Raw genomic sequence first — 20,665 nt, forward strand, 5'->3', positions numbered from 1 at the left:
TTGACGTTGATTCGGCACGTGCAGGGCTGCAAGCCCTGCCGAAGCCCCCCCTACCTGCGGGGCGCGAGCTGCTCGAGCATTTCCCAGGACTTCAGGCCGCGCGGCCCCAGGTGATGGGCCAACACCCGCCGCATCGGCAGGCGCAGGCTGGCCAGGTCGGCGGCATCGGGCTCTTCGTCGGCGGCCAGCGCCAGCAGCGCAGAACCCGTCGCGGCCGCCCGGCGCTCCCCACCGCGCTCACTGAGCAGGCGTTGCGCGCCTTCCTGCGGATCCAGTTCGTAGCGTGCCGCAGGATCGATCGGCTGGCCATCGCTGGCGCTGTCCAGATCGAATCCCAGGCCCAGCGCGGACAGCAGCTCGCGTTCAAACCGGCGCAGGGTCCAGGCCAGGCCCGCCCCCACTCCCAGCCGCGCGCGTGCCTCGCCGTAGGCCAGGTACAGCTCCGGCAGCGGGTCCTGGCGCGGGGCCAGGCGCAGGGTCAGCTCACTCAGGTAGAAGCCGGCCAGCATCGCCTGGCCGACCAGGCGCGGGGCCGCGTCCAGTGCCTCGGCGCCGCGCAGCTGGGCAAGCTCGCCACGTTGCTGGGCACTGAAGCGGATCCACTGCAGCGGTTGCAGGGCGGCGCGCAGCACCTGGCCCTTGGCAGTGGACACGCCACGCGCGAGCAGGCCGATACGGCCATGCTGCGCGCTCAACACTTCGACCAGAAGGCTGGTCTCGCGATAGGCCCGTGCATGCAGCACGAAGCCGGTGTCGTCCTCGATCAGCATCGAAGCGACCGTTCCGGGTTACTCGTAACCGAAGGCCTTCAGTGCGGCCTCGTCGTCGGACCAGCCTTCACGCACGCGTACCCAGGTCTCGAGGAACACCTTGGCGCCGAACAGACGCTCCATCTGCAGGCGCGACTTGGCCCCGATTTCCTTCAGGCGGGTGCCGCCCTTGCCGATCACGATCGCCTTCTGGCCTTCGCGCTCGACCCAGATCACCGCACCGATGCGCAGCAGGTTGCCGTCCTCGGTGAAGCGCTCGATCTCCACCGTGGTGGCGTACGGCAGTTCCTCGCCGAGCTGGCGCATCAGCTGCTCGCGCACCAGTTCACCGGCCAGGAAACGCTGGCTGCGGTCGGTGATCTCGTCCTCGCCGAACATCGGCGGGGCTTCCGGCAGCAGCTTGAGCACGTCACGCACCAGCGCTTCCAGGCCGTTGCGCTTCTGCGCCGAGATCGGGTGCACGGCGGCGAAATCGCGGCCTTCGGTCACCTGCTGCAGGAACGGCAGCAGCGCGCCCTTTTCCTTCAGGCGGTCGATCTTGTTGACCACCAGCACCACCGGGATGCCGGCGTCGCGCAGCACGTTGAAGGCCAGGCTGTCCTCTTCGTCCCAGCGCCCGGCTTCGATCACCAGCAGGCCGGCATCGACGCCTTCCAGCGAACCGCGCGCGGCGCGGTTCATCACCCGGTTCATCGCCCGCTTCTGCACCTTGTGCAGGCCGGGGGTGTCGACCAGCACCAGCTGGCCTTCCGGATAAGTGGCGATGCCCAGCAGGCGATGGCGCGTGGTCTGCGGGCGGTTGGAAACGATGCTGACCTTGGCGCCGACCAGGGCATTGGTCAGGGTCGATTTGCCCACGTTCGGGCGGCCGATGACGGCCACGCTGCCGCAATGATGGGGAGTTTGTTCGCTCACTTGGAATCCAGTTGTTCTAGGACGGCCGCAGCCGCCTGTTGTTCGGCAAGCCGCCGCGAGGCGCCTTCGCCCTCGGTGCTGGCGGCCGGGTCGGCTACGATGCAGCGTACCCGGAAGTGTTTGGCATGGTCGTCACCGGATTCTGACACCAGTTCATACTGCGGCAACGCCTTCTGTCGGGCCTGCAGCCATTCCTGCAGGCGGGTCTTGGGGTCCTTCTCGGGCCGGCCGGAGGCCGGCAGTGCCTCGATCGAAGCGCTGAACCAGGGCAGTACCACCGCCCGGCAGGCCTCGAAGCCGGCATCCAGGTAGATCGCGGCCACCACGGCTTCCACCGCGTCGGCCAGGATCGAGTCGCGACGATGACCGCCGGACTTCATTTCGCCCGGGCCCAGGGTCAGCCGCTCGCCCAGTTCCAGGGTGCGCCCGATCACCGCCAGCGCGCCTTCACGCACCAGCTCGGCGCGGGCACGGGTCATCGCCCCTTCGTCAGCCTTGGGCCAGCGCCGGTACAACGCCTCGGCCGCCATCATGTTGACGATGCTGTCGCCGAGGAACTCCAGGCGCTCGTTGTGCGGCGCGCCGGCACTGCGATGGGTCAGCGCCTGCTTGAGCAGGGCCGGATCGCGGAAAGGATGACCGATCAGGTCGCCACGTTGGATGAATTTACTGGGCACCGCTTCGTGTCAGGTCCTGGGAAGAATCGAATTTGCCAACCACATCGAGGTTGCCGATCAGCGGGCGACGCACTTCGTAGTTGACCTTGAGGGTCCAGCCATTGTCGCGACGATCGAACTTCACGTTGGCCGGCTTCACGTTTTCCGAGTAGTTGATGTACAGGCGCTTGAAGAACAGATCCTGGATCCGTGAGGGCTCCATGCTGCCTACGCCCGGTTCGTTGGCCAGGCTCTTCATCGCCGAGCGCACGGCGTAGTACTCCTGGTACATCGGGAACAGCTTCATGCCGATGTAGAGGAAGAACCCGACCACGATCAGGACCGTCAGGAACGAGGTCAGGGTCATGCCGCGCTGCGTGTTCATCGTCTTCATTGCGTTCTCCCCAGATACGCGTTGGATGTGAAAGTGCTCAGTTGATGCCCGATCAGTTGATGCTCGAACCGATCCGCGACGGCTCGAAGCCATCCTTGCAGAACCAGCCCTGGCAGTTCAGCCAGATCAGGAACGCCTTGCCGCGCAGGTTTTCTTCCGGCAGCAGGCCCCAGAAACGGCCATCGTCGCTGTTGTCGCGGTTGTCGCCCATCACCAGGTACTTGCCGGCCGGCACGGTCCATTGACCCTGGCCACGCGGGTAATCGGTCTCCAGCACGGTGTGGGTACGGCCCGGCAGGTGCTCGACCAGCAGGTTGGCGCCCTCGCCCTGGCCCTTGTGGCCGGCGTAGATACCCTTGTTGTCGTACTTCAGCGGCTCACCGTTGAGGATCACGCCGTCGCCTTCGAAGACCACGGTGTCGCCCGGCACGCCGATCACGCGCTTGATGAAGTTCTCGCCCTTGGCCGGGTCGTTGTCGCTGTGGCCGGGGAAGTGGAACACCACCACGTCGCCACGCGATGGCTCGCCGAACGGCACGATCTTGGTGTTGCTGATCGGCAGGCGCAGGCCGTAGGAGAACTTGTTGACCAGGATGAAATCGCCGATCAGCAGGTTCGGCATCATCGAGCTGGACGGGATCTTGTACGGCTCGGCGATGAAACTGCGCACGATCAGCACGATCGCCAGCACCGGGAAGAACGCACGCGAGTAATCCACCAGCACCGGCTCGGAATCGAGCAGGCCCGCGCGCTGGGCGCGACGCTTGGCGAGATACAGCTTGTCCGCGAGCAGGATCAGGCCCGAGGCCAGGGTCAGCACGACCAGGAGGATCTCAAACAGTTTCATTCAGGGTCCTTTGCAACGTCACCAGACGACCGGCCCCGCGGGGCCGGTGCGGGCTTACTTGTTGTCCATCTGCAGGACGGCCAGGAACGCTTCCTGCGGAATCTCCACGCGTCCGACCTGCTTCATGCGCTTCTTGCCTTCCTTCTGCTTTTCCAGAAGCTTCTTCTTGCGCGAAACGTCGCCACCATAGCACTTGGCCAGCACGTTCTTGCGCATGGCCTTGACCGTGGTACGGGCGATGATCTGCGAGCCGACGGCGGCCTGGATGGCCACGTCGAACATCTGCCGCGGGATCAGGTCCTTCATCTTCTCGCACAGCTCGCGGCCGCGGCGGTCGGCATGGCTGCGGTGCACGATCAGCGACAGCGCATCGACCTTGTCGCCGTTGATCAGCACGTCCACGCGCACGAACGGGCCCGCGTCGAAGCGCACGAAGTGGTAGTCCAGCGAGGCATAGCCGCGGCTGACCGACTTCAGCTTGTCGAAGAAGTCCAGCACCACTTCCGCCATCGGCAGCTCGTAGCTGATCTGCACCTGGCTGCCCAGGTAGTTGATGCCGATCTGGCTGCCGCGCTTCTCTTCGCACAGCTTGATGATGTTGCCGATGTACTCCTCGGGGGTGAGTACGTTGGCACGGATGATCGGCTCGCGGATCTCCTCGACCTGGTTCACCGGCGGCAGCTTGGCCGGGTTGTCCATGTTGATGATCGAGCCATCGGTCTTCAGGACTTCATACACCACCGTCGGCGCGGTGCTGATCAGGTCCAGGTTGTATTCGCGCTCCAGGCGCTCCTGCACGATTTCCATGTGCAGCATGCCGAGGAAGCCGCAGCGGAAGCCGAAGCCCATCGCTTCGGAGCTTTCCGGCTCGAAACGCAGCGCGGCATCGTTCAGGCGCAGCTTGTCCAGCGCTTCGCGCAGGTCCGGGTAGTCCTCGGCGTCGACCGGGAACAGGCCGGCGAACACGCGCGGCTGCATTTCCTGGAAACCCGGCAGCGGCTTCGGCGCCGGGTCGCCGGCCAGGGTCAGGGTGTCGCCGACCGGCGCACCGTGCACGTCCTTGATGCTGGCGGTGACCCAGCCCACTTCGCCAGCCTTCAGTGCCGGCAGCACCTTGCGCTTCGGGGTGAACACACCGACGTTGTCGACCTGGTGGTTGCGGCCGGTGGACATCACCTGCAGCTTGTCGCCGGCCTTGATCTCGCCCTGCATCACGCGCACCAGCGAGACCACGCCCAGGTAGTTGTCGAACCAGGAGTCGATGATCAGCGCCTGCAGCTTCTCGGTGTCGCGCGGCTTCGGCGGCGGGATGCGATGCACGATCGCTTCCAGCACGTCCTGCACGTTCAGCCCGGTCTTGGCGCTGACCGGCACGGCGTCGGAGGCATCGATGCCGATCACGGCCTCGATCTCGGCCTTGGCGCGCTCGATGTCCGCGGTCGGCAGGTCGATCTTGTTGATCACCGGCACCACTTCCAGGCCCTGCTCCACGGCGGTGTAGCAGTTGGCCACCGACTGCGCTTCCACGCCCTGGGCGGCATCGACCACCAGCAGCGCGCCTTCGCAGGCGGCCAGCGAGCGGCTGACTTCATAGGAGAAGTCGACGTGGCCGGGGGTGTCGATGAAGTTCAGGTGGTAGGTCTGCCCGTCCTTGGCCAGGTACGGCAGCGACACCGACTGCGCCTTGATCGTGATGCCACGCTCGCGCTCGATCGGGTTGGAGTCGAGCACCTGCGCTTCCATCTCGCGGGCCTGCAGGCCACCACAGAGCTGGATGATGCGGTCGGCCAGCGTGGACTTGCCGTGGTCGACATGGGCGATGATGGAGAAGTTGCGGATGTTCCGCATCGAATCAGAAGACATAGGTGGCGGCGGCGCGCGGCGTCGTCAGGGTAACGGTCGATTATCGCACGCCCGGCGCCCCGCCGCGAAAATGGCCTCATCGGCCCGGGCCCGGAACGGCCGAAGCCCCGCCAGAGCGGGGCTTCGGGGAACACGGCGGGGCCGACAGGACGGCCCGGGCGGGCCTTACTGGCCGGCCTTCACCGCCACGAACGCGCTGTTGCCGTTGCCGGTACGCACCAGCAGCATCACCACATCGTCCTTCTTGTAGCTGGACAGCGCGCGGTTCAGGCCATCCACGCTGCCGACCGGAGTGCGGCCGACCTGCAGGATCACCATGCCCGGAGACAGTCCGGCATCCCGCGCCGCCTGGCCCTTGACCCCGGTGATGCGCACGCCCTCGTTGCCATCCAGGCCGAACTGCTTGCGCTGCGGTGCGGTCAGGTCGCTGACATCCAGGCCCAGCAGGGCATTGGCGCCGGCCTGCGGTGCCGCATCGGGCTTGGCCGCAGCCGCCGCGCGGGCATTGCCCTGACCGTCTTCGCTCAGTGCGGTCAGCGTGGCGCTGAGGTCACGCGGCTTGCCGTCGCGGATCACGCCCAGAGTGACCCGGCTGCCCGGTGCCATCGCGCCGATCAGCGGCGGCAGGTCGGACCAGCTGTTGACCGGGCTGCCATTGACCGAGCGGACCACGTCGCCGATCTGCACCCCGGCCTTCTCGGCAGCACTGCCGGGCACGATCTGGTTGACCAGCGCACCACGGCTGTCCGGCAGCCCGAGGCCCTGTGCCTTCAGCGAATCGATCGGTTCGACCACCGCGCCGAGCTGGCCACGGGTGACCTTGCCGCTCTTCTTGATCTGTTCAACCGCGCTCATCGCCAGGTCGATCGGGATCGCGAAGCTGATGCCCATGTAGCCGCCCGAGGCGGAGAATATCTGCGAGTTGATGCCGACCACTTCGCCACGGGTGTTCAGCAACGGACCGCCGGAGTTGCCCTGGTTGATCGCCACATCGGTCTGGATGAACGGCACGTAGCGCTGGTCTGCACCGCCGGTGCTGCGGCCCAGCGCGCTGACGATACCGGCGGTGACCGAATGATCGAGACCGAACGGCGAGCCGATCGCGACGACCCACTGGCCCGGCTTCAGCGTGTTGGAATCACCCACGCGCACGGTCGGCAGGTTCTTGCCTTCGATCTTCAGCAGGGCTACGTCGTACTGCTGGTCGCTGCCCACCACCTTGGCCTTGAACTCGCGGCTGTCGCCCAGCTTGACCTTCACCTCGCTGGCATCGGCCACCACGTGGTAATTGGTCAGCACGTAGCCGTCGGGTGAAATGATGAAGCCCGAGCCCATGCCGCGGCCCTTGATGCTGGGACCACCGTCCTGGCCACCCGGGCCCTGCCCCGGCATCGGGAAGTCCGGGCCGAAGAAGCGGCGGAAGAATTCAGGCATGTCATCGTCGCCCCCCATCGGGCCTCGCGAGGCCTGCCGGTTGTTGCGCACGATGGTGGTGTCGACGTTGACCACGCCCGGGCCGACCTGTTCGACCAGGTGGGTGAAGTCGGGCAACCCACTGACCAGCGGCTGTGCCGGCGCCCGCGGTGCGGCGGCCGGGGCGGCCTCGGTCTGCGCGGCCGGGGCCGGGGCCTGCGCGCAGGCCATCAGCGGCAGGGTCAGGGCCAGCATGCCAATGGCCTGCGTGCGGAATCGGGGAGTCATCGGACGGCAACCTCCGGATCGGATGGAAAGAGGAATACGGGCCCCGCCGGCGGCGGGGCGTGAAAGCGCCCGGCTCAGTCGCGCGGACGCGGCGGCACCGGCAGGTCGTCCTGCAGGCGCGGCTCGAACGGGTAGAACGCGGCGCCACCGGCGTGGGCCGGGAAGCTGGCATTGAGCGCGCCGGCGGCGGCAGGTGCCAGGCTGGAGCGCGGCCACGGTCGTGCCTGCAGTCCGCCGACCTCACCGAATGGCAGGTTGCGGCCCGTGTTGGCCGGCACGGTCGGGGTCAACGGCGCCTGCGCGGCGGCCACCGCACGCTGCGGAACATCGTCGCGCTGGGCCGCTCGCGCAGCCTGCTGGCTGCGGGTCGCGCTGGCACGGCGGGTGTCCTGGCGGCGGCTGGCAGCGGCCATCGCCACGGCAGGCGCCGCCGCCACGGCCATCGCCGCAGTATCCACCGAGGCTTCGGTGACCGGGGCCGGGTTGCCCGGTGCCGGCGCCAGCTCGGCCTGGCTGGCGATCACCTGCGGTGCCAACGGCTCGCCCGGCGTGGCGTCCTGCAGCTTCTCGCCGCCCATGAACAGGGCCACGGCTGCCACCGAGGCGGCCAGTGCAGCGCCACCGCCCCACGCTCGCCAGCCGGTACGGCGCACCTGGCGACGCGGCTCGGCCCGTGGCGCCGGTTCGGCGGCAATGGCAGCGGCCACGGTCGCGCTGAAGCCGGCCGGCGCCAGCGCCGAGGCCTGCCCGCGCATCACATCGCCCAGCAGCTGCCAGCGTTCCTGGCAACCCGCCAGTTCGGGATCGTGTTCCATGCGACGCAGCAGGAAGCGGGCCTCATCGGCACCCAGCTCGCCATCGACCAGGGCCGACAGCTGTTCGCGGTGGCGCTGGTCCAGGCGCTGCCCGGCGGGCGAATGGTGATTCTGCGATTCGTTGAACGGATTACTGGTCATACGCGGCTCTTCTCACGGGTGGCGCTGCCGATGTCCAACAGCGGCCGGAGTTCGGTGTCGATCGCCTCGCGCGCCCGGAAGATCCGTGAACGCACGGTGCCGATCGGGCACCCCATTTTCTGCGCGATATCCTCGTAGCTCAGGCCTTCCACCTCGCGCAGGGTGATCGCCAGCCGGAGTTCTTCCGGAAGCGCGTTGACGGCCTTCATCACCGTCTGTTCCAGCTCCTGGCGCATCAACTCGCGTTCGGGCGTATCGGTGTCGCGCAGGCGCGTCCCGCTGTCGAACTGTTCGGCGTCACCGATGTCGATGTCATCGGTCGGCGGCCGTCGATTGTGTGAAGCCAGGTAGTTTTTGGCGGTATTCACGGCGATTCGATGCAACCAGGTTGAGAACTGGGCGTCGCCACGGAAACTCCCGATCGCGCGGTACGCACGGATGAAAGTGTCCTGGGCGACGTCCTGACATTCGCTCCAGTCGGCGATGTAGCGACCGACCAGGGCTACCACGCGATGCTGGTACTTGCGCACCAGGACATCGAACGCGGCGCTCTCGCCGTGCTGCACGCGCCGGACCAGCTCCAGATCCAGCTCCTGAGGTGTATCAACATCGGCCATGAGGGGCCGCACTCCTGTCAGCCCAACCGACGTCGGGCAATGAGACTGCCAATCCCGGGAAAAGTTCAGTCGCCGATCACCCGGCGCCGCACCAGCTTTTAACCACCGTTCCGTTAGCGTCCCGGTCCACGGCCATGGATCCGGGGGCGCCACTCCCCTGCTATTGGGATTTGACGCGGGGGAAACAACCTCTGGATCATAGCCGCTTCTCCATACACAACCGGATGGAACGTCCATGCTCTCAGGCTTCGATGGTCTCCGCTTCAGCCACTGGCACCCCGAGATCCGCGACGACGGCGTGGTGGTTCTCTCCCTGGATCGTCAGGACAGCAGCGTCAACGCCATGTCGCAGGACGTGCTGCTGGAACTGGGCGACCTGCTCGAGCGCATTGCGCTGGACCCGCCCAAGGGCGTGGTGATCCAGTCGCTGAAGAAGGCCGGCTTCATCGCTGGTGCGGACCTGAAGGAGTTCCAGGAGTTCGACCGCCGCGGCACCGTCAACGACGCCATCCGTCGCGGCCAGGCCACCTACCAGAAGCTGGCTGAACTGCCCTGCCCGACCGTGGCAGCCATCCACGGCCACTGCCTGGGCGGCGGTACCGAGCTGGCGCTGGCCTGCCGCTACCGCGTGGCCTCCAATGACAGCAGCACCCGCATCGGCCTGCCGGAGACCCAGCTGGGCATCTTCCCGGGCTGGGGTGGCAGCGCGCGCCTGCCGCAGCTGGTGGGTGCACCGGCGGCGATGGACATGATGCTGACCGGCCGCACCCTGTCAGCCTCGGCCGCGCGTGGGATCGGCCTGGTCGACAAGGTGGTGGCACCGGCGGTGGTACTCGACACCGCCGTCGCGCTGGCGCTGTCCGGCACCACCCGCCCGTTCAAGCAGCGCGCGACGGCCTGGGCCACCAACACCTGGCTGGCCCGCACGCTGCTGGCGCCGCAGATGGTCAAGCAGGTCGCACGCAAGGCCAAGAAGGACCAGTATCCGGCGCCCTACGCGCTGATCAGCACCTGGCAGCGCAGCGGCGGCAAGCCGATCCAGGCGCGCCTGGATGCCGAACGTCGCGCGGTGGTGAAGCTGGCCAGCACGCCGACCGCGCGTAACCTGATCCGCATCTTCTTCCTGACCGAGCGCCTGAAGGGCCTCGGCGGTGGTGATTCCGGCATCCGCCACGTGCACGTGGTCGGCGCCGGCGTGATGGGCGGTGATATCGCTGCGTGGGCCGCCTACAAGGGCTTCGACGTGACCCTGCAGGACCGCGAGCAGCGCTTCATCGACCCGGCCATGGAGCGCGCGCAGGCCCTGTTCGCCAAGAAGATACGCGACGAGAGCAAGCGCCCCGCCGTGGCCGCACGCCTGCGTGCCGACCTGGAAGGCAACGGCGTGGCCGAGGCCGACCTGGTGATCGAGGCAATCATCGAGAACCCGGAGGCCAAGCGTGCGCTGTACCAGACGCTGGAACCGAAGATGAAGCTGGACGCGCTGCTGACCACCAACACCTCGTCGATTCCACTGGTGGAGCTGCGCGACCACATCCAGCGCCCGGCGCAGTTCGCCGGCCTGCACTACTTCAACCCGGTGGCGCAGATGCCGCTGGTGGAGATCATCCACCACGACGGCATGGCGCCGGAGACCGAACGCCGCCTGGCCGCGTTCTGCAAGGCACTGGGCAAGTTCCCGGTGCCGGTGGCCGGAAGCCCGGGCTTCCTGGTCAACCGCGTGCTGTTCCCGTACATGCTGGAAGCCGCCACCGCGTATGCCGAGGGCATTCCGGGCCCGGTGATCGACAAGGCCGCAGTGAAGTTCGGCATGCCGATGGGCCCGATCGAACTGATCGATACCGTGGGCCTGGATGTGGCCGCCGGCGTCGGCCGCGAACTGGCCCCGTTCCTGGGCCTGCAGATTCCGGCCGCGCTGCAGACGGTGGAACCGGACAAGCGCGGCAAGAAGGATGGCCAGGGCATCTACACCTGGGAAAACGGCAAGCCGAAGAAGCCGGACGTGGCCAGCGACTACCAGGCCCCGGCCGATCTGGAGGACCGCCTGATCCTGCCGCTGTTGAACGAGGCAGTGGCCTGCCTGCACGAAGGCGTGGTGGCGGATGCGGACCTGCTGGATGCCGGCGTGATCTTCGGTACTGGTTTTGCACCGTTCCGCGGTGGTCCGATCCAGCACATCCGTGCGGTGGGTGCCGACGCGATCGTCGAGCGGTTGAAGGCGCTGCAGCAGCGCCACGGCGACCGTTTCGCACCGCGCCCGGGCTGGGACAACCCGGCCCTGCGCGAACCGGTGGTGTGAGTTGATCGGCCGGGCCTGCGGCCCGGCACCCGCTGGATCAACAGCCAGAGCCAGAGCCGGAGCAACAGCCGGCTCTGGCTTTTCTGTTTGTTGGGCGGGGCGGTGTGGGTGGGCAGGACACGCCGTAAACCCCGCTCCGCGGTCCGGCCCAGCCGCTAGCGGCTGTGCGTTCGGGCGCTTGCGAAGCAGTGCTTCGCAAGCAAAGCGCCCTCACCCATGGGGGCTCGATGGCGCCTTGCTCGTGTGCGCTGTCCTGCGCACATGGCAAGACCGGGGTTGGGCGTCCTGCCCAACCCGCCCGAGGCATGCCTCGGGCCCATGGCGCCAACGGTCCTGCCCACCCACACCGCCCCACCCCTGACAGTTTCCCGGTGACGGTTGGTGAACTGCGAATCTGGTTGATGGCTACTGCGAACTGGTGGGTGGCGACCTTGGTCGCCACCAGGAGCGAAGCGACCGGCGTTTGATTTTGACTTTGATTTTCTTTTTTCTTCTCCGTGGCTGGATGCACACGGAAACTGTCAGAGGCCGGGCGGTTGGGTGGCGCAGGGGCGTGAGCCGCATGGATGCGGCGACCGAGCTTACATGGACGTACTTGCAGCGGCCCCTGCGCCACCCACCCGCCCGGCCAAGCGCGGCTTCTGCTTCTGCCTTCAGCGACCAACCCACAGCCACGAGGGGCTGCGCCGTTGGCTGGAACAACCTGTTACCCATACGGGGCATGTCCCCGTCACAGCCGCATGCGATGCTGACCACCTGATCCCTGCCAGCGAGAACGCCCGCATGACCACCATCATCGCCCCGCGCGTGCACGACATCGGCGGACTCGAAGTCCGTCGCGCCGTCCCCACCCTGCAGGCGCGCAGCATCGGCTCGTTCGTGTTCGTCGACCAGATGGGCCCGGCACTCATGCATCCCGGCACCGCCATCGACGTGCGCCCGCATCCGCATATCGGCCTGGCCACCGTCACCTATCTGTGGTCGGGCGCGATCGGCCACCGCGACACGCTGGGGTCGGACCAGGTGATCCGTCCCGGTGACGTCAACTGGATGACCGCCGGCCGCGGCATCGCCCATTCCGAGCGCACGCCGCAACCGGACCGCGACCATGACAACCCGATCCACGGCATGCAGACCTGGGTGGCACTGCCGAAATCGCATGAGGAAATCGAACCGGCGTTCTACCACCATGCCGCGGCCACCCTGCCCGAGCAGCGCCGCAATGGTGCCTGGGTGCGGGTGATCGCCGGCCGCGCCTATGGCGAGGAATCGCCGGTGAAGGTGTTCGCCGACACCCTCAACGTGGCCATCGATCTCGACCCGGATGCGGAAATCGATATCGACAATGGCCACCGCGAGCGCGCGCTGTACATCCTCGAAGGCGACGCGCAGCTGGATGGCGTCGACATCCCCGCCCAGCATCTGGTAATCCCGGAAGCCGGTGCGGTGGGCCGCCTTCGCGCGAAGACGCCGGTGAAGGCCATGCTGTTTGGCGGCGAACCGCTGGATGGCCCGCGTCACCTGTGGTGGAACTTCGTGTCCAGCTCGAAGGAGCGTATCGAGCAGGCCAAGCACGACTGGGAAGCCGGCCGCTTCGGTACCATTCCGGGCGACGACAAGGAGTTCATTCCCCTGCCCCAGTACTGAACATCGCGTGTTGCACACACCCGAAGGTGTATCCCTGCACCCGGCGTTGACGCTATCGTCACTCGCCGGTCACTGAAATGTGACCGACCGCACAGTTCGGACATCTTTCAAAGGAGTGCAACACATGAGCATGGGTAAACGCTTGTCCGCCGAATTCCTCGGCACTTTCTGGCTGGTTCTAGGTGGCTGCGGCAGCGCGGTGCTGGCCGCCAAGTTCGGGGGCGACGGCAATCCGCTGGGTATCGGTTTCCTCGGCGTAGCGCTCGCCTTCGGCCTGACCGTGGTGACCGGCGCCTATGCGTTCGGCCATATCTCCGGCGCGCACTTCAATCCGGCGGTCAGTGTCGGCCTGTGGGCCGGCGGTCGTTTCCCGACCAAGGACCTGATCCCGTACATCATCGCCCAGGTCGCCGGCGGCCTGCTGGCCGGCTTCATCCTGCTGCAGATCGCATCGGGCGCCAGCGGCTTCGCCATTGATGGCAGCCAGGCCGGTGCATTCGCCAGCAACGGCTACGGCGCGTTGTCCCCCGGCGGCTACAGCGTGGCCGCGGCCTTCCTGTGCGAAGTGGTGCTGACCGCCGTGTTCCTGATCGTGATCATGGGCGCCACCCACGGAAAGGCACCGGCAGGGTTCGCCCCGCTGGCGATCGGCCTGTCGCTGACCCTGATCCACCTGATCAGCATCCCGGTCACCAACACCTCGGTGAACCCGGCCCGTTCCACGGCGGTGGCCTTCTTCGCCGGCAGCGGCGCGGTCAGCCAGCTGTGGCTGTTCTGGGTCGCCCCGCTGCTGGGCGGCGCGATCGGCGGCATCATCTACAAGTGGATCGGCAACGACCGCTGAGGCCGGTGCGGACCATTGCGGCCGACCTTCGGCCGCAATGGTTACGCCTGTAACCGCGATTTGTGCGATCGCTCACGTTCCGTTAAGGTTGAGTTGACCGTCCGTGCACATGCCGGCCGGGGTGGCATCCGGGGATGGGATGCCAACGCTGCCCGCCCATCCGGCAGCGCCAAACGACACACCACCTTGGGGGATGCATGAAGTTCGCGCCTGTAGTGTTGTCGAGCCTGCTGTTCGCGGTGGCCCAGGCCGCCGCTGCACAGGCTCCCACCGAATGTCCTTCGCTGCCGGCCAGCAGTGGCCTGCAATGGCAGCAATTGGTGCAGACGGACTTCCTGGTCTGCCGCGCCAGTACCGGAGATGGCCGTGAAGTGTTGAGCCTGATGCTCAGCGCACGTGACCCGTCCATTCCACTGAACCGCTCATTGCGCCAGGAAAAGGGCAGCTTCGGCGGTGAATCACTGTACTGGTACCAGCCCGACCTCGGTGGCCAGCAGCCGCCGGGCTATGCCGAGCGCCGGATCAGCGTGGTCAAGCTCGACAAAGGGCGTTACGCGCAGATTTCACTGTATCCGGACAGCCCGCAGGAACTGGGCTCGCTGCAGCAGCTGGCGCAGGGCATGAGCCTGACGCCGTCGGCCGTGGCCGCCGGGCGCTGACCATGACGGGGATGCCTGCCTGGCAGCATCCCCGCAATGCGGCCCGATCACAGGGTAGTGCCGGCCGCTGGCCGGCACCTCGATCCGCCGTGACCGCAGGCAGTTGCCGGCCAGCGACCGGCACCGCCTCAGAACTTGCCTTCCTGGAAATCGACGAAGGCCTGCATCAGTTCCTGCCGCGTGTTCATCACGAACGGGCCATGCCGCATCACCGGCTCGCGCAGCGGACGGCCAGCCACCAGGATCAACCGCGCGCCTTCGTTGCCGGCCGAAAGGTGCAGCTGTTCGCCGCCGCCCAGCACCGCCAGTTCCTGGCGCGCCACGTCACGCGCAGCGTCCTGCTCACCTACGGTCACCGCACCTTCGAACACATAGGCAAACGCGTTGTGCCCTTCCGGCAACGCATAGGTCCACGCCCGATCCGGCGCCAGCGTGATGTCCAGGTAGAGCGGATCGGTGGCCGGCTGCACGATCGGGCCGTGGGTGCCGTCGACCGTGCCGGCGATCACCTTCACTTCCACGCCGGCATCCGGCTGCACCACGGGGATGCGCTCGGGTGCGAACTCCTGGTACTTCGGCTCGGTCATCTTCTCCTTCGCCGGCAGGTTCACCCACAACTGGAAACCGCGCATCTGCCCGCTTTCCTGCTCGGGCATCTCCGAATGCACCAGGCCGCGGCCGGCAGTCATCCACTGCACGCTGCCCGGAGTAAGGAGGCCCTCGTTGCCATGGTTGTCGCGATGCCGCATGCGCCCGTCGAGCATGTAGGTGACGGTCTCGAAGCCACGGTGCGGATGCTCCGGGAAGCCTGCGATGTAGTCTTCGGCACGGTCGGTGCCGAACTCATCCAGCAGCAGGAACGGATCCAGGTCGGGCAGCGTCGGGCCACCGATGACGCGGGTCAGGCGCACGCCGGCACCGTCGGAGGTGGGCATGCCACGGATGGTGCGCAGTACGCGGACCGGTTCGGGAAAGCTCATGGCGACTCCTGTTGGATGGATGCCACTGAAGATGGACGCCACACGACCGTAGGCCAATGGATGGCTCCGCAACCGATTGTTCCATCCCTGATGTTCGCTGCACGTCAGCACGCCCTGCGTACGACCAAAGTACTACCGCAGATTCGTCCTGTGCCAATTGACCCTGTCGTGGGCAAGCAGGACTCTTTGACTGTCTTTCCGGGAGAGAGCACCTCATGAAAGGGTTTTCCAAACTGGGCTGGGCGGTACTCGCGCTGCTCGGCGCATTCTGTCTGGGCACCGTGGCACTACGCCGCGGCGAACACATCAACGCCCTGTGGATCGTCGTCGCGGCGGTGTCGCTGTACCTCGTCGCCTATCGCTTCTACAGCCTGTTCATCGCCAACAAGGTGATGCAGCTCGATCCGACCCGGGCCACCCCGGCGGTGATCAACAACGATGGCCTGGACTACGTGCCGACCAACAAGCACGTGCTGTTCGGCCACCACTTCGCCGCCATTGCCGGCGCCGGTCCGCTGGTCGGCCCGGTGCTGGCCGCACAGATGGGCTACCTGCCCGGCCTGCTGTGGCTGGTGGTGGGCGTGGTACTGGCCGGCGCGGTGCAGGACTTCATGGTCCTGTTCCTGTCCAGCCGCCGCAATGGCCGCTCGCTGGGTGACCTGGTCCGCGAGGAGATGGGCCAGGTGCCCGGCACCATTGCCCTGTTCGGTGCGTTCCTGATCATGATCATCATCCTGGCAGTGCTGGCGATGGTGGTGGTCAAGGCGCTGGCCGAAAGCCCGTGGGGCATGTTCACGGTGATCGCAACGATGCCCATCGCGATCCTGATGGGCGTGTACATGCGCTACATCCGCCCCGGCAAGATCGGCGAGATCTCCGTGGTCGGCCTGATCCTGCTGCTGGCCGCGATCTGGTACGGCGGCAAGGTCGCCGCCGATCCGGTCTGGGGCCCGGCGTTCACCTTCACCGGCACCCAGATCACCTGGATGCTGATCGGCTACGGCTTCGTCGCCTCGGTGCTGCCGGTGTGGCTGCTGCTGGCACCACGCGATTACCTGTCGACCTTCCTCAAGATCGGCACCATCATCGCGCTGGCCATCGGCATCCTGGTGGTGATGCCGGAGCTGAAGATGCCGGCACTGACCCAGTTCGCCGCCAGCGGTGATGGCCCGGTGTGGAAGGGCGGCATGTTCCCGTTCCTGTTCATCACCATCGCCTGTGGCGCGGTCTCCGGTTTCCATGCACTGATTTCCTCCGGCACGACGCCGAAGCTGCTCGCCAATGAAGCGCACATGCGTTACATCGGCTACGGCGGCATGCTGATGGAATCGTTCGTGGCGGTGATGGCGCTGGTGGCGGCCTCGATCATCGATCCGGGCATCTACTTCGCGATGAACAGCCCGGCGGCGGTGATCGGTGCCGATGCCGCGTCGGCGGCGCACTACATCACCAACACCTGGGGCTTCACCATCACGCCCGAACAGCTGACCGCGACTGCGGCGGCGATCGGTGAACCGACCATCCTGCACCGCGCCGGTGGCGCGCCCACGTTGGCGGTGGGCATCGCACAGATCCTGCACGAGGCGATTCCCAGTGGCAGCGACGCGATGATGGCGTTCTGGTACCACTTCGCGATCCTGTTCGAAGCGCTGTTCATCCTCACCGCGGTGGACGCCGGCACCCGCGCCGGTCGCTTCATGCTGCAGGACCTGCTGGGCAACTTCGTGCCGGCCCTGAAGAAGACCGAATCGTGGACCGCCAACATCATCGGTACCGCCGGCTGCGTGGCGCTGTGGGGCTACCTGCTGTACACCGGCGTGGTGGATCCGTTCGGCGGCATCCAGACGCTGTGGCCGCTGTTCGGCATCTCCAACCAGATGCTGGCCGGTATCGCGCTGATGCTGGGCACGGTGGTGCTGTTCAAGATGAAGCGTGACCGCTATGCGTGGGTCACCGCGGTTCCGGCCATATGGCTGCTGATCTGCACCACCTACGCCGGCTTCATCAAGATCTTCGACAGCAACCCAGCGCAGGGCTTCCTGGCGCAGGCGCACAAGTTCCAGGCCGCGCTCGCCAGCGACACGATCACCGCACCGGCCAAGTCGGTGGCGCAGATGAAGCAGATCGTGGTCAACGCCTACGTCAACACCGGCCTGACCGCACTGTTCCTGCTGGTGGTCGGTGCGGTGCTGGTGTATTCGATCAAGACCATCCTGGCGGCCCGCCGCAACCCGCAGCGTTCCGACCGCGAGACTCCGTACGTGGCGCTGAAGCCGCATGAAATGGTGGATCTGTGATGAGTACGCAACTGGTTCCCGCCGGCCAGTACCAGGCGCACCGCCGCATCTGGCGACGCCTGGTGCAGACCGCACGGCTGTGCTGTGGCATTCCTGATTACGACAACTACGTCCGGCACATGCTGGAGAAGCACCCGGACCAGGAGCCGATGGACTACAAGACGTTCTTCCGCGAACGCCAGGAAGCGCGCTACGGCGGACGCAACGGCGGACGCTGCTGTTGAGGAGTGAGGCGGGTGCCGAGCTTGCAGCCCGGCACCCGCAGAAGCAACTGCAACGGCCAAAGCGCCGGCTCTGGGTTTTTGTTTGGCTGGCGGGCCGATGTGGATTGCCGGTGACGGCGAGATACAACCGGGGTCAGACCCGTTTTCCTTCGGAAAACGGATCTGACCCCATGTTGTTTGTCGACCTCTGACAGATTTCATCCACGCATGGCGCGGATCTACTGGACGCCCGCCATCCCGCGGAATGCCGCTCTTGATTTGACCGTTGCCGTTGCATCGAGCGGGTGCAGGGCTGCAAGCCCGGCTGGACTACTCCACCAGCGTGATCGGCGTCAGCGTGACCCTGGCGTTGTTCGCCGCGCCCATGCGATCGGTGTACGCCTGACCACGCTGCACCAGGTAGAAGCTGTCCAGGTAATCGATGTCGTTGGAGAACCACGATGTCGGCATCGCCTTCAGGATCGCACCGGCAATATCGGCGATCACCGCATACTCCGGTGCGAACGCGCCCAGTGCCGCCTTCACACCATTGCTCAGCGCCACCAGCAGGTCCTGGTAGTTGGTGTCACCGTCATCCTCGAACAACTGCACGTTGGCGGCGTTGAAGCGGTAGTTCCCCCACAGGATCAGTGCCTGCTGCGGTGTGTAATCGGTCTTGTCGTAGTCCAGGTACGGCATGTCGACCGTCGCCATTTCCGGCTCGGCCTTGCCGATCTGCAGCCCGGACACCACCGCGAACACCTCCGCCGCGCCCAGCGCCCATGGCTCCTGATCGTCAGCCAGGCGGATGCGATCGAGCCGGGTGATGTCCAGCGCGGCCCGCGTGCCATCGGCCGACAGCTGGATGCGCTCCGGCGATTGCAGGCCGCGTGCACGCAGGCCGGCGTTGACCAGCGCCATGCCCTCCTGCACCGAACGGCGGGTATCGACATCAACGATCAGCACCGGGAATGCCGGAGCCCGCTTTGCATCCAGCACATGCGCACGGCCCTGCGCGTCGTAGGCGGTCAACGTGGTCCAGTCGCGATCATTGCCGCGCGGCAGGCTGGCCACCCACAACTGGCGTGGAGCGATGTCCGCCAATGATTGGCCCTCAGGCACATAGGCGCGCAGCTGCAGCAGTCCTTCACCCTGCTCCGGCAGGCCCTTGGCCTGGCGCAGCTGCTGGTCGTTGCGGGCCAGGGAGGCACTGGCCCGGGTGCGGACACCCGGGTCGAAACGCTCCATCACTGCATCCAGCGCCACACCCTGCTCTGGTGAGGCCACCAGCGTGCCGCGCACGACGTCCGCAAAGCCGGGTTGCGCGATCAATGCCGCCACCTCACGCGCACTGGCCTCGGTCACCGCCTGCACCTGGGCGCCACGTGCAACAGCCGCGCCTTGCGCAGCCGCTCCCGCACTGGCCAGCAACAGTGCCAGCAGCGTGGCTCCCCGAATCATCCGTCGATGCGTCATTCCAGCCCCCGGCAACGTCGCTGCAGTCGAGCGACAGGAGCTGCCTACGCTACGACGCGGGCACCATACGTTCCGGTATGCGCCGCACAGTTCTGGGTGCGGCAGGCAAAAAAGAGCCGAGCATGAGCTCGGCTCCATGTGGGCCCCTGGTGCCGGAGAGGGTTCCCCACCCGGGACTCAGCCGTTGGCCATCCACTTCAGGATCAAGCCGGTGACGTAGGCCAGGCCGGTGCCGGTGGCATAGCCCACCGTGCCCAGCAGCACACCCACCGGGGCCAGCGTCGGATGGAATGCCGCCGCCACCACCGGGGCCGAGGCGGCCGCACCGATGTTGCCCTGCGAACCGATCGCAAAGAAGAACAGCGGCGCGCGCAGCAGCTTGGCCACCACCCACAGCACCAGCACGTGCGTGGCCATCCAGATCGCGCCGAGCAGGAACAGCCACGGCCGATCCAGCAGCGACAGCAGGTTCATCTGCATGCCGATGCAGGCGATCAGGAAATACAGGAACACCGTGCCCAAGCGCGACGCACCAGCCGCTTCCAGCCGGCGTGCGCGGGTGAAGCTCAGGCCCAGGCCCATCGCGGTGGACAGCAGGATGACCCAGACGAACTGGCTGTCCAGGCTGAACTGGCTGGCCCAGCTGACATTGGCCTTGAACCAGCCCGACAGCGGCGCCGCGATGGCGTGGGCCAGACCGACACCGCCCAGTGCCACGCCGACGATCACCATCAGGTCGGTCATGCTGGGAATGCGCGCGTTCTGTGCCTCATAGGCACTGATGCGTGCCTTCATCTCGTCGATGGCACGGGTATCGGCACCGTTGCGGGTATCGATCTGCTGCGCGCGGTTGGCCAGGAACAGCAGGATCGCCATCCACAGGCTGGCGCAGGCCACGTCGACCACCGCGAACTGGCCGAAGGTGGTGGCATCGGTGCCGAACACTTCGCGCATGGCGACCATGTTGGCTCCGCCGCCGATCCAGCTGCCGGCCAGCGCGGCCATGCCGGCCCAGGTATCACCGGCCACGGTTTCCGGATGGATCAGCTTCATCAGCTGGAACGAGACGATGGCGCCGAGCATGATGCCGGCGGTACCGGCACAGAACACGATCAGCAGTTTCGGGCCGAGCTTGGCGATGCCTTTCAGGTCGATCGACAGGGTCAGCAGGACCAGCGCGGCCGGCAGCAGCACGTCGCGCGCGACCGGGTTGTACAGCGAGGTGTTGTGGCCATCGATGACACCGGTGGTGTTGTAGATGGCGGGGATGAAGTAGCACAGCAGCAGTGCCGGCACCCAGGCGAAGATTTTCTTCAGCAACGGGGTCGGACCACTGGCGGCCCAGAAGATCAGGGCCAGGGTGGCGGCAATCAGGCCCAGTCCAACGATGTCGTTGCTGATCAGGGCAGTAGCGGGTTCGGTCGGCATGGGATCCTCTGTCGATCGAAAGAGCGGAGAAAAAAAAGCGCCGCATAAAGCGGCGCAGGTCGAGATTAACATTGTCTTCACGCCGGGTCATGCCGCAGCGCGGAGCAGGACTG

The 20,665-nt window shown here is 66.5% G+C and carries 18 protein-coding genes; 6 read left to right on the forward strand and 12 right to left on the reverse strand.

Annotated elements, in window-relative coordinates; translation table 11 throughout:
• Nucleotides 1–50: 50 nt before the first annotated feature.
• The 9 genes from recO to rpoE all read right to left on the reverse strand — a co-directional run bounded on the left by recO (nucleotide 51) and on the right by rpoE (nucleotide 8,719).
• A complete protein-coding gene (gene recO / locus N5D91_RS21160; RefSeq protein WP_110713126.1) occupies nucleotides 51–770 on the reverse strand; it encodes a DNA repair protein RecO in 720 nt (239 codons plus the stop codon).
• Nucleotides 771–788: 18 nt separating this feature from the next.
• Complete coding sequence (gene era / locus N5D91_RS21165) at nucleotides 789–1,685, reverse strand: GTPase Era (protein ID WP_093999747.1); 897 nt, start codon at nucleotides 1,683–1,685, stop codon at nucleotides 789–791.
• Complete coding sequence (rnc, locus tag N5D91_RS21170; RefSeq protein WP_088026761.1) at nucleotides 1,682–2,362, reverse strand: ribonuclease III; 681 nt, start codon at nucleotides 2,360–2,362, stop codon at nucleotides 1,682–1,684. The genes era and rnc overlap by 4 nt, the downstream gene beginning before the upstream one ends.
• A complete protein-coding gene (locus tag N5D91_RS21175) occupies nucleotides 2,352–2,735 on the reverse strand; it encodes a DUF4845 domain-containing protein (protein ID WP_110713127.1) in 384 nt (127 codons plus the stop codon). The genes rnc and N5D91_RS21175 overlap by 11 nt, the downstream gene beginning before the upstream one ends.
• Before the next feature lie 52 nt (nucleotides 2,736–2,787).
• The gene (lepB, locus tag N5D91_RS21180) at nucleotides 2,788–3,582 is read right to left on the reverse strand and encodes a signal peptidase I (RefSeq protein ID WP_014038087.1); all 795 of its coding nucleotides are present in this window, start codon (nucleotides 3,580–3,582) and stop codon (nucleotides 2,788–2,790) included.
• A gap of 54 nt (nucleotides 3,583–3,636) precedes the next feature.
• The gene (gene lepA / locus N5D91_RS21185) at nucleotides 3,637–5,430 is read right to left on the reverse strand and encodes a translation elongation factor 4 (protein ID WP_049463329.1); all 1,794 of its coding nucleotides are present in this window, start codon (nucleotides 5,428–5,430) and stop codon (nucleotides 3,637–3,639) included.
• Nucleotides 5,431–5,610: 180 nt separating this feature from the next.
• On the reverse strand, nucleotides 5,611–7,146 hold the full coding sequence (locus tag N5D91_RS21190) for a DegQ family serine endoprotease (RefSeq protein ID WP_180855351.1): 1,536 nt from the start codon (nucleotides 7,144–7,146) through the stop codon (nucleotides 5,611–5,613).
• A 74-nt stretch (nucleotides 7,147–7,220) separates the two neighbouring features.
• Nucleotides 7,221–8,102 carry a sigma-E factor negative regulatory protein gene (locus N5D91_RS21195; protein WP_110713130.1) on the reverse strand — a complete coding sequence of 294 codons (882 nt, stop codon included), beginning with the start codon at nucleotides 8,100–8,102 and terminating at the stop codon, nucleotides 7,221–7,223.
• Complete coding sequence (gene rpoE / locus N5D91_RS21200; protein ID WP_010482816.1) at nucleotides 8,099–8,719, reverse strand: RNA polymerase sigma factor RpoE; 621 nt, start codon at nucleotides 8,717–8,719, stop codon at nucleotides 8,099–8,101. The genes N5D91_RS21195 and rpoE overlap by 4 nt, the downstream gene beginning before the upstream one ends.
• Nucleotides 8,720–8,954: 235 nt before the next feature.
• On the opposite strand from rpoE, the gene N5D91_RS21205 reads away from it, so the two are divergent.
• The 4 genes from N5D91_RS21205 (at nucleotide 8,955) to N5D91_RS21220 (ending at nucleotide 14,168) form a co-directional block, all read left to right on the forward strand.
• Nucleotides 8,955–11,018, forward strand: a complete 2,064-nt coding sequence (locus N5D91_RS21205; RefSeq protein ID WP_110713132.1) for a 3-hydroxyacyl-CoA dehydrogenase NAD-binding domain-containing protein — start codon at nucleotides 8,955–8,957, stop codon at nucleotides 11,016–11,018.
• Nucleotides 11,019–11,801: 783 nt separating this feature from the next.
• The gene (locus tag N5D91_RS21210) at nucleotides 11,802–12,665 is read left to right on the forward strand and encodes a pirin family protein (RefSeq protein ID WP_153855765.1); all 864 of its coding nucleotides are present in this window, start codon (nucleotides 11,802–11,804) and stop codon (nucleotides 12,663–12,665) included.
• Between the two features lie 124 nt (nucleotides 12,666–12,789).
• Nucleotides 12,790–13,509 (forward strand): aquaporin Z, encoded by a 720-nt coding sequence (gene aqpZ / locus N5D91_RS21215; RefSeq protein WP_032129854.1) that lies wholly within the window; start codon nucleotides 12,790–12,792, stop codon nucleotides 13,507–13,509.
• A 197-nt stretch (nucleotides 13,510–13,706) separates the two neighbouring features.
• Nucleotides 13,707–14,168 (forward strand): hypothetical protein, encoded by a 462-nt coding sequence (locus N5D91_RS21220; protein ID WP_110713135.1) that lies wholly within the window; start codon nucleotides 13,707–13,709, stop codon nucleotides 14,166–14,168.
• A 128-nt stretch (nucleotides 14,169–14,296) separates the two neighbouring features.
• Here the strand turns inward: N5D91_RS21220 and N5D91_RS21225 are convergent, their stop codons facing one another.
• Complete coding sequence (locus N5D91_RS21225; RefSeq protein ID WP_110713136.1) at nucleotides 14,297–15,148, reverse strand: pirin family protein; 852 nt, start codon at nucleotides 15,146–15,148, stop codon at nucleotides 14,297–14,299.
• 215 nt (nucleotides 15,149–15,363) lie between these two features.
• On the opposite strand from N5D91_RS21225, the gene N5D91_RS21230 reads away from it, so the two are divergent.
• Together N5D91_RS21230 and N5D91_RS21235 are read left to right on the forward strand one after the other, a co-directional pair.
• Nucleotides 15,364–17,445 carry a carbon starvation CstA family protein gene (locus N5D91_RS21230; protein ID WP_180848151.1) on the forward strand — a complete coding sequence of 694 codons (2,082 nt, stop codon included), beginning with the start codon at nucleotides 15,364–15,366 and terminating at the stop codon, nucleotides 17,443–17,445.
• Entirely contained in the window at nucleotides 17,445–17,669 is a 225-nt protein-coding gene (locus tag N5D91_RS21235; protein ID WP_005410613.1) for a CstA-like transporter-associated (seleno)protein, read from the forward strand. The genes N5D91_RS21230 and N5D91_RS21235 overlap by 1 nt, the downstream gene beginning before the upstream one ends.
• A 309-nt stretch (nucleotides 17,670–17,978) precedes the next feature.
• On the opposite strand, the gene N5D91_RS21240 is transcribed toward N5D91_RS21235, so the two are convergent.
• Together N5D91_RS21240 and N5D91_RS21245 are read right to left on the reverse strand one after the other, a co-directional pair.
• A complete protein-coding gene (locus N5D91_RS21240) occupies nucleotides 17,979–19,109 on the reverse strand; it encodes a DUF3103 family protein (RefSeq protein WP_164162836.1) in 1,131 nt (376 codons plus the stop codon).
• Between the two features lie 192 nt (nucleotides 19,110–19,301).
• Complete coding sequence (locus N5D91_RS21245; RefSeq protein ID WP_110713142.1) at nucleotides 19,302–20,552, reverse strand: DUF819 family protein; 1,251 nt, start codon at nucleotides 20,550–20,552, stop codon at nucleotides 19,302–19,304.
• Between the last annotated feature and the right edge of the window lie 113 nt (nucleotides 20,553–20,665).

Source organism: Stenotrophomonas sp. GD03794, from assembly GCF_029842145.1.
Taxonomy (GTDB): Bacteria; Pseudomonadota; Gammaproteobacteria; order Xanthomonadales; family Xanthomonadaceae; genus Stenotrophomonas; species Stenotrophomonas riyadhensis.